A 13,286-nucleotide genomic window follows, 5' to 3' on the forward strand; every position below is an offset into this window, starting at 1 on the left:
GATGACCAAGCCGACGATCCGGCTTCCGGAAGGTTTTTACCTTCATGAACTGGAAGTGATCGACAGCACCAATGAAGAGGCGAAACGCCTTGCTGATAAGGGCGCCCATAGTGGCGCCCTTATTTGGGCCCGCCAACAGACATCGGGCAGGGGACGGCGCGGCCGCGCATGGTCATCCCCGGTTGGCAATCTTTATTCTTCCCTTTTGCTGCGTCCTGATTGTCCGCTTTTTGAAGCGGCCAAACTGACATTCCTGATTGCGGTCGCAATGGCCGAGGCGATTGAGCTGGTCAGTGGCAACCGGGTCAGACCGGATTGCAAATGGCCCAATGACCTGATGGTCAATGGCCGCAAGATTTCGGGTATTCTGCTGGAAAGTGCATCGAACAACGGTTCGGAAACCGATTATCTGGTGATCGGGGCCGGGGTGAATGTTGCATTTTATCCCGATGATGCCGAACGTCCGGCGACGTCGCTTTCAGCCCTTGGCGCGCCGGTATCGGTGGGGGAACTTCTTTCGGCCTATGTCGCGCGGGTGGCAAGCTGGCTGCCGGTTTGGGAAGCGCAGGGGTTTGCCCCGGTGCGCGAGGCGTGGCTGACACGCGCATACGGTATCGGCGAGCCGGTGATTGCGCGCCTGACCGAAAGAACGCTTGAGGGCACGTTTGTCGGGCTTGATGATGATGGATCGCTTGTTCTAAGAGAAGCAGGCGGAACCGAGCATCGCGTCGGGGCTGGCGAAGTGTTCTTTAAAGCATAAATAAACACAGGACGATAACGGGGAGACGAAACATCATGTTGCTGGCGATTGATGCCGGGAATACCAACATCGTTTTCGCGGTGTTTGACGGCGATACGATCAAGGGGCAGTGGCGCTGTTCAACGACGGTTGAGCGCACGGCGGATGAACTTGGCGTATGGCTGCATCATCTGTTTACCCTGTCGGATGTGCCAAAAGACGCGATTACGGGCGCGATCATCGCGACCGTGGTTCCGGCGGCCGAATTCAGCCTTAAAACCCTGTGCCGGCGTTATTTCAATGTCGAGCCGATGGTGGTCGGCGATCCGGCGGTTGATCTGGATATGAAGATCATCATGGACCGCCCGAGCGAAGTTGGTGCCGACCGGCTGGTCAATGCGGTTGCAGCCCACAAGCTTTTTGGCGGGCCGCTTGTGGTGCTTGATTTCGGGACGGCAACCACGTTTGACGTGATTGATGAAGAAGGCAATTACCTTGGCGGTGTGATTGCACCGGGGGTGAACCTTTCGATCAAGGCGCTGCATATGGCGGCGGCCCAGTTGCCGATGGTGGCGATCGAGGCACCGCGCAACGTGATTGGCAAGAATACGGTAGAGGCGATGCAGTCCGGGGTTTACTGGGGCTATGTCGCGATGATTGAGGGACTTCTGGCGCGCATTCGCAAGCAGCAGGGCATCGATCATATGAAGGTTGTCGCGACAGGCGGGCTGGCACCGCTGTTTACCAAGGCGGTTGACGAGATCGAACATCTGCATGGCGATCTGACGATGCTGGGGCTTTTGATGATTTATCGCCGCAACAGCGCAAAATCGAACTAGACTGTTAACCGACATTGACTGTGAAGTGACGCGGGTACGCCCCGTGATCGTATTTCTCACCGCTGAAAGACAAGGGTGATCATCCGTGGATTTGTATTTGCCGAAAGACGAATTGCTGTTTGTGCCGCTGGGGGGATCTGGCGAAATTGGCATGAACCTCAATTTGTACGGATATGACGATCAGTGGCTGATGGTCGATATGGGCGTTTCCTTTGGCGAGGAAGGATTGCCCGGTGTCGATGTTGTCATGCCCGATCCGTCCTTTATCGAGGAACGCAAAGACAAACTTCTTGGCCTTGTTCTGACGCATGCGCATGAGGATCACCTTGGCGCGGTGCCGTATCTTTGGCCGCGGCTGAAATGCCCGATCTATGCCACCCCGTTTGCCGCCGAATTCCTGAAAGCCAAACTGGCGGAAACCGATTTTGCCGATCAGGTGCCGATCCATGTGATCGAGCTTGGCGGGCGGTTCAAAAAAGGGCCGTTTGACATCGAATTCGTCACCATGACCCATTCGATCCTGGAACCCAACGCGCTTGCGATCCGCACCCCCAAGGGCCTTGTGGTGCATACCGGCGACTGGAAATTTGACCCCGATCCCCAGATTGGCGAGGCATCCGACGTCAAGAAGCTTGAGGCGCTTGGCGATGAAGGGGTCATGGCGCTGATTTGTGATTCAACCAATGTCTTTTCCGAAGGCCAGACCGGATCGGAAGGCGAGGTTGCCAAGAACCTGTCAAAACTTTTTGCCGAAACGCCACAGGGCCGGATTGCGGTTGCGTGTTTTGCCACCAATGTCGCGCGGTTGCAGTCAATTGTTGAAGCAGCACATGAAAACAACCGCTGTGTCGGGCTTGCCGGACGGTCATTGAACCGTGTGACCGAGGCCGCACGCGCGGTTGGCTATCTGACGTCGTATCCGAACCTTTTGACCGATGAAGACGCGATGGAGGTCCCCAAGGATCAGGTCTTGCTGATCTGTACCGGGTCGCAGGGCGAACCGCGTGCGGCGATGTCGCGCATTGCCAAGGGGGATCATCCGACCGTGCAGCTTGATCCTGGCGATACGGTTGTGTTTTCCGCACGCGAAATTCCGGGCAATGAAAAATCCATCGGTTATATCCAGAACCTTCTGATCCGGCGCGGCATCCGCGTGATTACCGCGCGCGATGAACCGATCCATGTATCGGGCCATCCGGGCAGGCAGGATCTGGCGCGGATGTATCAGCTTACACGTCCGAAAATCCTTGTGCCGGTACACGGAGAAACCCGCCATCTGTGCGAACAGGCAGCGCTTGGCGCGGAATGCCAGATCCCTGAACAGGTGATCCCGCATGACGGGACGGTCATTCGCCTGTCGCCGGGCAGTGCGCATGTGATTGGTGTTGCCGAAAGCGGCGTGCTTTGCCTTGATGGCGGGCGGTTGCTGAAACGGGATTCCGATACCATCCGCAACCGCAATCGCATCGTCTGGAACGGTGTGATGTTTGTGACCGTGGTGCTGAACCAGTTTGGCGAGATGGTCGGTGAACCGATGATCACGGCACCCAGCCTGTTTGACGAGGACGGCGATGATGTCCGCCTTGATCATTTTGCCGCCGAGATTGGCAACCGGGTCGATCAGCTTGACGATGACGAGGTGCTTGACGATGCGGCGGTGATCCTTGCGATCCGGCAGGCATTGCGCCGCCCGGTGCGACAGCGGCTGGGCAAGCGGCCATTGATCGAGGTGCATCTGGTTCGCGTCAACGAGAAGAACTAGGCAGTCTGGGGCGTGGCATACGACCAAAAGGGCAGTTGTCTTTGTCGTGATGCGCGTCCTAGATTGGCGGTGATCGGGCAGATCACATTGCAGGAGTAGAACATGATTGGACGGCTGAACCATGTGGCGATTGCGGTGCCGGACCTTGAGGAAGGTATCCGGCTTTATCGTGATGTCCTGGGCGCGAAGGTTTCCGAACCGCAGGACGAGCCTGATCATGGGGTGACTGTGGTTTTTGTCGAACTGCCCAACACCAAGATCGAATTGCTTTACCCGCTGGGCGAGGGATCGCCCATTCAGGGGTTCCTTGATAAAAACACATCGGGCGGCATTCATCATGTCTGCTATGAGGTCGAGGATATTCTGGCGGCGCGCGATCAGCTTTTGAAAAATGGTGCGCGCGTGCTGGGCACCGGGGAGCCCAAAACCGGTGCGCATGGTAAGCCGGTTCTGTTCCTGCATCCCAAGGATTTCAACGGGACGCTTGTTGAGCTTGAACAGGTTTAAGTTTCTTTCCCGCCGTATCGGCCCTTATTCCCGCAACCACGAAAAGAGTGCAGCATGAACTGGTTTTCCGCGATCCTTGTTTACATCGTGATCTGGTGGCTGGTGCTGTTCATGGTGTTGCCGGTCGGCGTGAAGCGCGAGGAAAATGTCCAGCCCGGCCACGATAGCGGCGCACCGCAAAAGCCGCATATGTGGAAGAAGGTTTTGGCGACCAGCCTGATTTCGGCAATTTTGTGGGTGGTGGCGTATTTCGTGATCACCAGTGGCATGATCGAAGTTCGTCCGCCGCAATGAGTTTTGGCGCAGGCCGGTAAAAACAAACCCCGCACATTTGCTGCGGGGTTTTTGTTTGCAGGGCTGCACAAAAATCACGGGAAAGGGAAGGCGGGCCGGGATGCGGACAAAAAAAAGCAAGATCACAAGGATCTTGCCAAGATGCTATTTTTATAGCTGTTTTCCCGTAATCTTTTTTTGCTTCCTCCTAAGACCTGGGCACTTGGCACAGGTTTTATTTCGACGTCGCGCCTGCTTCTTGTATGCTCATTGGCAACAAAGCCTCCCGCAATTTTATGAGCGGCTGCGATACGTCTTCCGCAACGATCTTGCGCCGTTAGCGGAGGATCAAAAAGCCACATATTTCACTTTTGTGCAAGATGTTTTGACCAATATTCACAGATGATTCGATGCTGCACCGCACATAAATAGGATGGACCGGCGATATGAAGAATTTTGTAACGACCCGCTCTATGAAAATCGGGATTTATCCTGTGAATTTCATGGTTTCGATGTTTGTTGCTGGCGTGATCATGACCGGTGCGGGTGGCGTTCTGGCGCAAAGCGACTCCCCCTTGCCGGGACCAGCGGCAGGTGAAAATGCCGTACCGGACGCAGCAGGTGCTGCGAGTGCCGAGAAGGCGAAGCCAACCATCACGGTCACGCGGTCGGCCTGCCGGGAACTGGTCAGCCATGTGCCGGATGACGATGTGGCCTATAAGCCCGGTGTCGATGTTTATGGCCGCAAGGTCGCCCCGGCCGATCTGGATGGCGGCAGCCAGATACTGAATTCGCTGCCCAAGGAAATCGAATTTCCGGTGACGATTGATTTCTTTGAATATGCGGGGATTTCCGTGCCGGACGGGATCAGTGGCGAGTCCAATATCGGCAAGATTACCTATCGCAACGGGCGGGTTTATTTCAATGACACGCCGCTTGGCAACGAGGCGGGGCAGGATGAACTGGCGGCTGCGTGCCGGGCGGCGGGCTTCCGGTAAGGTTGTACCTGAAAAAGCCTGTGTGTTTTCGCAAACCTGCCACGATTGGGCGCTAGATCACGTCTTGCCGATATAAAGCAAGTTCCGGCTTGCGTTTCGGGCTGTGCTGTCGCATTTTCCGGGCAAGGTCTTTTGTATACCTGATATTTTCAGCTTTGATCATCACGAGGCATTGATGCGTCTTTCCCAGTTCTTTCTGCCGACTCTCAAGGAAACGCCGGCAGAAGCACAGATCGCTTCCCATCGACTGATGCTGCGTGCCGGTATGGTGCGCCAGCTTTCGGCGGGGATTTATTCCTGGCTGCCGCTTGGCTATCGCGTGCTTAAAAAGATCGAGCAGATCGTGCGCGAAGAGCAGGACGCGATTGGCTGCAACGAATTGCTGATGCCGACCATCCAGCCGGCCGAACTTTGGCAGGAAAGCGGACGGTACGAGGATTACGGCCTTGAAATGCTGCGCATCACCGACCGTCATGACCGCAAAATGCTGTTTGGTCCGACCAACGAGGAAGTGATCACCGATATCTTCCGCAAGGATGTCCGGTCCTATAAGCAGCTTCCGCAGATGCTGTATCACATTCAGTGGAAATTCCGCGACGAGATCCGCCCGCGCTTTGGCGTGATGCGTGGTCGCGAATTCCTGATGAAGGATGCGTATTCGTTCGATGTCGATTACGAAAGTTCGCGGCACGCCTATAACAAGATGTTTCTGGCCTATTGCCGGACCTTTACGCGCCTTGGCGTGAAGGCGATCCCGATGGTGGCCGATACTGGCCCGATTGGCGGCGATCTTAGCCATGAATTCATCATTCTGGCCGAAACCGGCGAAAGCGAAGTGTTCTGCGACAAGAAGTGGCTGGACAAGGATCTGACGGGCAAGGGTGTTGATCTGAATGATCGCACCGGGCTTGAAAACTGGGTCCAGACGACGCTTGAAGATTACGCTGCGACCGAAGACAAGCATGATCCGGCCAATAGCCCGATTTCCGGTGACGACATGATCGCGACGCGCGGGATCGAAGTCGGCCATATCTTCCATTTCGGTGCGAAATATTCCGAACCGATGGGGGCCACCATCCTTGGCCCGGACGGCAAGGAAGTGCCGGTCCAGATGGGATCATACGGCATTGGCGTTTCGCGCCTTGTCGGCGCATTGATCGAGGCATCGCACGACGAGAACGGCATCATCTGGCCGGAATCGGTTGCGCCCTACAAGGTTGGCCTGATCAACCTGCGCACTGGTGATGATGAATGTGACGCGGCCTGCGAAGACGTTTATGCCAAGCTGCATAACGCCGGGATCGAAGTGCTTTATGATGACCGCGACATCCGCGCGGGTGGCAAATTTGCCGATATGGACCTGATCGGTCTGCCTTGGCAGATCGTGATTGGCCCGAAAGGCCTTAAAGCCGGTGTGGTCGAGCTTAAAAACCGCAAATCCGGCGAGCGGACAGAAGTCACGCTTGAAGCCGCACTTAACCAGATCGGCGCCTGATAACGATTTTGCAAACGGGGCAGCCTTGGCTGCCCCGTCCTGATTTCCGGAATTCTTTCCGATACGCTTCCACGAGGATCATTTGCGCATGTTCAGTCCGTTCGAACGTCTGGTGGCTTTCCGCTACCTGCGTCCCCGTCGGCAAGAAGGCTTTGTTTCCGTCATCGCCATCTTTTCGCTGCTTGGCATCATGCTGGGCGTTGCGACCCTGATTATCGTCATGTCGGTCATGAACGGGTTCCGGGCCGAATTGCTCGGACGTATTCTGGGACTGAACGGGCATATATCGGTTTATGCGCAAAGTCCGGATGGTCTGCCCAATTATGATGCGATTGAAAAGAAGATCGCGGAAACCGGCAATGTCACGCTTGTGACCCCGGTGGTCGAGGGGCAGGTGATGGCATCGAACAATGGCCGCGCATCCGGTGCCATCGTGCGCGGTGTGCGGGCGTCTGACCTTGCCAAACGTCCGACGATTGCGGACAATATCGTTTTTGGATCGCTGGACGATTTCAAGGGCGAGGATACCGTGATCATGGGCGCACGCCTTGCCATGAAGCTTGGTGTCGGGGTGGGTGACAATGTCAATCTGATCTCGCCCAAGGGCAATGTGACGGCGTTCGGTTCCGTACCGCGTGTGCGGGCCTATAAGGTTGTCGGGCTGTTTGATATCGGCATGTATGAATATGACAGCGGCTTTATCTTCATGCCGCTGGATGCCGCCCAGATTTATTTCCGCCTGCCGGAAAAGATCAGCCATTTTGAAGTGATGCTTGAAGACCCGTCGCGTCTGTCGTCCAGCATGAATGATCTGCTGTCGAACCTGTCGGGGGAACATCTGCGGCTGGTGAATTGGCAGCAATCAAATTCCAGCTTCTTCAATGCGTTACAGGTTGAACGTAATGTAATGTTCCTGATCCTGACGCTGATTATTCTGGTGGCGGCATTCAATATCATTTCGGGCATGGTGATGCTGGTGAAGGACAAGGGGCGCGATATCGCGATCCTGCGCACGATGGGGGCGACCCGGTCATCGGTGATGCGCATCTTCTTCCTGGCCGGGGCATCCATCGGGGTTGTCGGTACGTTAAGCGGCCTGATCCTTGGCGTTCTGTTCTGCCTGAATATCGAAAATATCCGCCAGTTCATCCAGAGCCTGACCGGGGCGGACCTGTTTAATGCGGAAATCTATTTCCTGTCGCAGCTTCCGGCTGACATGGATGTCAGCGAAGTGGTTCTGGTCTGTGTGATGTCCCTGACCCTGTCGTTCCTGGCGACGGTTTATCCGGCATGGCGTGCATCGCGCCTCGATCCGGTGGAGGCGCTGCGTTATGAGTGATATGGTCAAGAAAACCGCGCAGGAACGTGCACAGAAAGTCGTCTTGCGGCTTGAAAAGATTGATCGCGTCTTCAATCAGGGCCCCGATCAGCTTGAAATCCTGAAATCCGTTGATCTTGAAATCCATCAGGGAGAGATCGTCGCCCTTGTCGGGCCGTCGGGGGCGGGTAAATCGACCCTGCTTCAGATTGCCGGCCTGCTTGAAAAGCCTGATCGTGGCATGGTTTCGATTGGTGGGAAACGCAGCACGGACCTTTCCGATCTGGCGCGCACCGAAATGCGCCGCAAGCATATCGGGTTCGTTTATCAGTATCATCATCTGCTGCCGGAATTTTCAGCGATTGAAAACGTCGTGATTCCGCAGATGATCAATGGCCTGAAACGGCCGGATGCGACTGAACGCGGGCTTGAACTGCTGCGCTGTCTTGGACTTGAAAAACGGGCCGAACATCGCCCGGCGCGGCTTTCGGGCGGGGAACAGCAGCGGGTGGCAATTGCGCGTGCGCTTGCCAATGTGCCCGATGTGCTGTTTGCCGACGAGCCGACCGGCAACCTTGACCCGCATACTGCCGAAACCGTGTTCGGGATGTTGATGACGCTGGTGCGTGAAACCGGTCTGGCGTCGCTGATTGCGACCCATAACCCGGAACTGGCGCGCCAGATGGACCGGGTTGTGACCCTGCGTGACGGGCATCTGGTCGAACTTGATCCCGATACCCTTTCGTAATTCGTCGAAGTTCTTTAAGTTAGCAGAGCACCGCGCCCCGGAGTGATTCGGGGTGGCGGTTTTCCTGCCTTTGCCATTCTTGTTCCGGGGTTTTCTGAAATGGAAAACGGTTTCGTCCATCTTCGTGTTCACACCAACTACTCGCTTGCCGAAGGTGCCATCACGACGAAGGAACTGGCAAAGATGTGCGAGGCGGATGGTCAGCCCGCGGTTGCGATGACCGATAGCGATAATATGTTCGGCGCGCTTGATTTTTCCGGTGTGATGAGCGGGGCGGGCGTGCAGCCGATCCTTGGCGTACAGATCGGTGTTGAACGGTTTGGCGACCAGCCGGTTGTTGGCAGGATTTCGCGTGAACCCAACCCGGACAAGCTGGTTCTGATCGCAAAGAATGAGCGGGGGTATTTCAACCTTCTGAAAATCGTTTCGCGGGCACACATGACCAGCGAAGCAGGCAGCGAGCCCAAGGCGCTTTATGATCATATCGAACAATACAGTTCCGACATCATCTGCCTGACTGGCGGGCCGACCGGGCCGCTGGCACGGTTGATTGCCGAGGGGCAGCTTGAGGCGGCTACCGAATGCCTGAACAAGCTTTCGGGGATATTTGGCAACCGGCTTTATATCGAACTGCAGCGCCACGGCGAGCCGGTCGAGGAAAAGGTTGAGCCGGGTCTGATCAAGCTGGCCTATGATCACAATATCCCGCTGGTCGCGACCAATGACTGCTTTTTCCCCAAGGCGGAAATGTATGAAGCCCACGATGTGTTTATCTGCATCGGGCAGGGTGCGGTTGTCGGGCAGGAAGACCGTTGGCGCCTGACACCGGAGCACCGGTTCAAGACTGCCGCCGAGATGCGCGAGCTTTTTGCCGACATTCCCGAGGCCTGTGACAACACGTTGACGATTGCCAAGCGGTGTTCATGGCATGTCGAGAAAATTGATCCGATCCTGCCGCCGTTTGATTGCGGCGAAGGCCGTACCGAGGTCGACGAACTGCGTCATATGTCCGAGGAGGGCCTTAAGGGCCGCCTTGCGAAATATGTCTTTACCGAAGATATGACGGATGCGCAGAAGGAAGAAATCGCCAAACCCTATTGGGAGCGCCTTGAATACGAGCTTGGCATCATCAATCAGATGGGATTCCCGGGTTACTTCCTGATCGTTGCGGACTTTATCCAGTGGGCCAAGGATCATGAAATCCCGGTTGGACCGGGCCGTGGTTCGGGTGCGGGGTCGCTTGTTGCCTATGCCCTGCTGATTACCGATCTTGATCCGCTGCATTTTTCGTTGCTGTTTGAACGCTTCCTGAACCCGGAACGCGTATCCATGCCTGACTTCGATGTCGATTTCTGTCAGGACCGGCGCGGCGAGGTGATTGAATATGTGCAGCAGAAATACGGCCATGACCGTGTGGCGCAGATCATCACATTCGGTAAATTACAGGCCAAGGCTGCGGTGCGTGACGTTGGCCGTGTTCTGAGCATCCCGTATGGCTATGTCGACAAAATCTGCAAGATGATTCCGGGGGACCCGGCCAAGCCGATCCCGCTTAAGGAAGCCATCGACATGGAGCCGGATCTGCGCCGGATTGCGCGCGAAGACCCGGATATTGACCGGCTGCTGTCCATCGCAATGCAGATCGAGGGGCTTTATCGCAACTCGTCGACACACGCCGCAGGGGTGGTGATCGGCGACCGTGACCTTGATGAGCTTGTGCCGCTTTATCGTGATCCGCGATCCGATATGCCAGTGACCCAGTTCAACATGAAATATGTTGAAAATGCCGGTCTGGTGAAGTTCGACTTCCTCGGTTTGAAAACCCTGACGGTGATTATCGAGGCTGTCAATCTGATGCGGCTTCGCAAAGACGTCCCACAAGACTTTGATATCAGTGCCATTCCCCTTGATGATCGGGTGGCGTTCAAGCTGCTTTCGGCGGCCGAGACGGTCGGTGTGTTCCAGCTTGAATCGCAGGGCATGCAGGACGTTCTGCGCGGCCTGAAGCCCGATACGATCGAAGATATTATCGCTGTGGTGGCGCTGTATCGTCCGGGCCCGATGGACAATATCCCGCACTACATCGCGCGTAAGCATGGTCAGGAAGAACCTGATTACATGCACCCGATGTTGCAGCCGATCCTCGAAGAAACCTATGGCATCATGATCTATCAGGAACAGGTCATGCAGCTTGCCCAGACGATGTCGGGCTATTCGCTTGGCGGTGCGGACCTGTTGCGGCGTGCGATGGGTAAAAAGATCGCCGAGGAAATGGAAAAGCAGCGGTCGCTGTTTGTTGACGGGGCGGAAAAGAACGGGGTGCCGCGCGGGCAGGCATCCGACATCTTTGATCAGGTTGCCAAGTTCGCATCCTATGGCTTTAACAAATCGCACGCGGCGGCCTATGCGCTGGTGGCGTATCAGACGGCGTATCTTAAGGCGAATTATCCGGTCGAGTTCATGGCCGCGTTGATGACGCTTGATATGCACAACACCGAAAAGCTGGCGATTTTCAAACAGGAAGCCGAACGGCTTGGCATCGAAATCCTGCCGCCCTGCATCAATAATTCGCAAGTGGCGTTTTCGGTCGAAAATTATGATGGGGTTCGCAAAATCCGTTATGCACTGGCAGCGGTGCGTAACGTTGGTGATGCCGCGATGGAAAGCCTTGTTGCGGAGCGCGAGGCCAATGGTCCGTTCAAGGACCTGACCGATTTCGCATCGCGCATCGATAGCCGGGCGGTAAACAAGCGGTTGCTTGAAAACCTTGTGCGGGCAGGGGCACTTGATTGCCTGACGACGAACCGCAAGGTGATGTTCGAGCATGTCGACCGCGTGATGGCGGTTTCCCAGCGCGAAATGCAGGCGCGCAACAATGACCAGATTTCGATGTTTGGCGAGGATACCGGCTTTGGCAAGGATGCCATCCGGTTGCCCGATGAACGCGACTGGGTGCCGATGGAAAAACTGACCGAGGAATTTTCGGCCATCGGTTTTTATCTTTCGGCCCATCCGCTGGATACCTTTGGCAAAAGTCTACAGCGGATCGGCATTGCGCCGATCAAGGAACTTCCGGCCCGCATGCGGGCCCAGAACAAGGGATCGATCAAGCTTGCCGGGACGCTGATCAATGCGCGTGAAATGATTTCCAAGAAAAACGGATCGAAATTCGCGTTTGTGATGTTTTCCGATCCCACCGGCAGTTTCGAGGTCGCGTTCTGGGCCGAGGCATGGGCGGCTTACAAGGAAATCATCAATGCCGGACGACCGGTATTGCTGGTGGTGGCAGCCGAAATGCGCGAGGGGCAGCTTCGCATCCAGGGGCAGAAGGTCGAAGACCTTGAACATGCGGTTTCAGGGGCTGCCGAGGGTATCCGCATTCGACTGAACCGGCCTGATCCGGTGGCGGAAATCCGCGAACTGCTTGAAAAATCGGGGAAAGGGCGCGGTCTGGTCAGTCTTTCGACGGTGTGTGCCGATGGCCGTATTGCCGAGGTCGAGCTTGAAGATACCTATAAGGTCGGGCCGTCCCTTATCGGGGCGGTCGGGGCCATTCCGGGTGTCGAACTGGCCGAGGAAATCTGATTGGTGCGGGCAGGCGGAAATTGTGATCGGGCTTCGGGTTCACTTTCCGGCGGTTTGAGCGTACTTTAAGGCTTGCATTCTTTGCAGGAGGGGGCTAAAACCCGCCCCGAACATCGCACGCGGGAGCGTGGCGAATAATGCTTTATGCAGAAATTCGTCCATCCGGTGTTTCACGCAAGCTGGCGTGAAATTCCCTTCCGCGGAGGTATTAACCGGAAAAAGGTAGGAATTTATCATGGCTTTGCCAACCTTTACCATGCGTCAGCTGATGGAAGCTGGCGTCCACTTTGGTCACCACACCCGCCGCTGGAACCCGAAGATGAAGCAGTTCATCTTTGGTGCACGCAATGACATTCACATCCTGAATCTTCAGGAAACCGTTCCGATGCTGCATCGTGCGATGCAGGCCGTTCGTGACGTCACCGCAGGTGGTGGTCGCGTTCTGTTCGTCGGTACCAAGCGTCAGGCATCCCCGGTCATCGCGGAAGCTGCAAAGCGTTGCGGTCAGTACTATGTGAACCATCGTTGGCTCGGCGGTATGCTGACCAACTGGAACACCGTTTCCAACTCGATCAAACGCCTGAAAGAACAGGACGAGATCCTGTCTGCCGGTGCAGAAGGTCTGACCAAAAAAGAAATCCTGAACCTGACCCGTTCGCGCGACAAGCTTGAGCGCGCGCTTGGCGGTATCAAGGACATGGGTGGTCTTCCCGACATCATCGTCGTGGTCGACACCAACAAGGAAGCACTTGCTGTTCACGAAGCCAAGAACCTGAACATTCCGGTTGTTGCAATTCTGGACTCCAACTCGGATCCGGCAAACGTTGCTTACCCGATCCCGGGCAACGACGATGCGATCCGTGCGATCCAGCTTTATTGCGACCTGTTCGTTGGCGCGGTTCTGGACGGTATCCAGCAGGAAATGACTGCTTCTGGCGCGGATCTCGGTGAATCCGAAGAAGTTCCGGCTGAAGCCGCTGCTGTTGAAGAAGCCGCTCAGGAAGCAGCTTCCGCATAAGTTT

General features: G+C 56.0%; 11 protein-coding genes. All 11 read left to right on the forward strand.

What is annotated here, in order from left to right; all coding sequences use genetic code 11:
* The first annotated feature begins 1 nt into the window (after position 1).
* The 11 genes from J7395_RS14350 (at position 2) to rpsB (ending at position 13,282) form a co-directional block, all read left to right on the forward strand.
* Positions 2-760, forward strand: a complete 759-nt coding sequence (locus J7395_RS14350) for a biotin--[acetyl-CoA-carboxylase] ligase (protein ID WP_209221945.1) — start codon at positions 2-4, stop codon at positions 758-760.
* Between the two features lie 35 nt (positions 761-795).
* Positions 796-1,578 (forward strand): type III pantothenate kinase, encoded by a 783-nt coding sequence (locus J7395_RS14355; protein WP_097050174.1) that lies wholly within the window; start codon positions 796-798, stop codon positions 1,576-1,578.
* Between the two features lie 85 nt (positions 1,579-1,663).
* Positions 1,664-3,340: a ribonuclease J gene (locus tag J7395_RS14360; protein ID WP_170954023.1), complete on the forward strand. Its 1,677-nt coding sequence runs from the start codon at positions 1,664-1,666 to the stop codon at positions 3,338-3,340.
* A gap of 102 nt (positions 3,341-3,442) precedes the next feature.
* On the forward strand, positions 3,443-3,847 hold the full coding sequence (gene mce, locus J7395_RS14365) for a methylmalonyl-CoA epimerase (RefSeq protein ID WP_062948584.1): 405 nt from the start codon (positions 3,443-3,445) through the stop codon (positions 3,845-3,847).
* Between the two features lie 54 nt (positions 3,848-3,901).
* Complete coding sequence (locus J7395_RS14370) at positions 3,902-4,141, forward strand: DUF1467 family protein (RefSeq protein WP_062948587.1); 240 nt, start codon at positions 3,902-3,904, stop codon at positions 4,139-4,141.
* 425 nt (positions 4,142-4,566) lie between these two features.
* The gene (locus J7395_RS14375; protein WP_247742189.1) at positions 4,567-5,118 is read left to right on the forward strand and encodes a hypothetical protein; all 552 of its coding nucleotides are present in this window, start codon (positions 4,567-4,569) and stop codon (positions 5,116-5,118) included.
* 175 nt (positions 5,119-5,293) lie between these two features.
* Entirely contained in the window at positions 5,294-6,613 is a 1,320-nt protein-coding gene (proS, locus tag J7395_RS14380; RefSeq protein ID WP_062949337.1) for a proline--tRNA ligase, read from the forward strand.
* 88 nt (positions 6,614-6,701) lie between these two features.
* Positions 6,702-7,952, forward strand: a complete 1,251-nt coding sequence (locus J7395_RS14385; protein WP_209221946.1) for a lipoprotein-releasing ABC transporter permease subunit — start codon at positions 6,702-6,704, stop codon at positions 7,950-7,952.
* Positions 7,945-8,679 (forward strand): ABC transporter ATP-binding protein, encoded by a 735-nt coding sequence (locus J7395_RS14390; RefSeq protein WP_062948593.1) that lies wholly within the window; start codon positions 7,945-7,947, stop codon positions 8,677-8,679. Before J7395_RS14385 ends, J7395_RS14390 begins: the two co-directional genes overlap by 8 nt.
* A 99-nt stretch (positions 8,680-8,778) precedes the next feature.
* The gene (gene dnaE, locus J7395_RS14395) at positions 8,779-12,264 is read left to right on the forward strand and encodes a DNA polymerase III subunit alpha (protein ID WP_209221947.1); all 3,486 of its coding nucleotides are present in this window, start codon (positions 8,779-8,781) and stop codon (positions 12,262-12,264) included.
* Positions 12,265-12,499: 235 nt separating this feature from the next.
* Complete coding sequence (gene rpsB, locus J7395_RS14400; RefSeq protein WP_062948597.1) at positions 12,500-13,282, forward strand: 30S ribosomal protein S2; 783 nt, start codon at positions 12,500-12,502, stop codon at positions 13,280-13,282.
* Positions 13,283-13,286 lie beyond the last annotated feature (4 nt).

The organism is Thalassospira sp. A3_1 (assembly GCF_017744215.1).
GTDB classification, from domain to species: Bacteria; Pseudomonadota; Alphaproteobacteria; order Rhodospirillales; family Thalassospiraceae; genus Thalassospira; species Thalassospira lucentensis_A.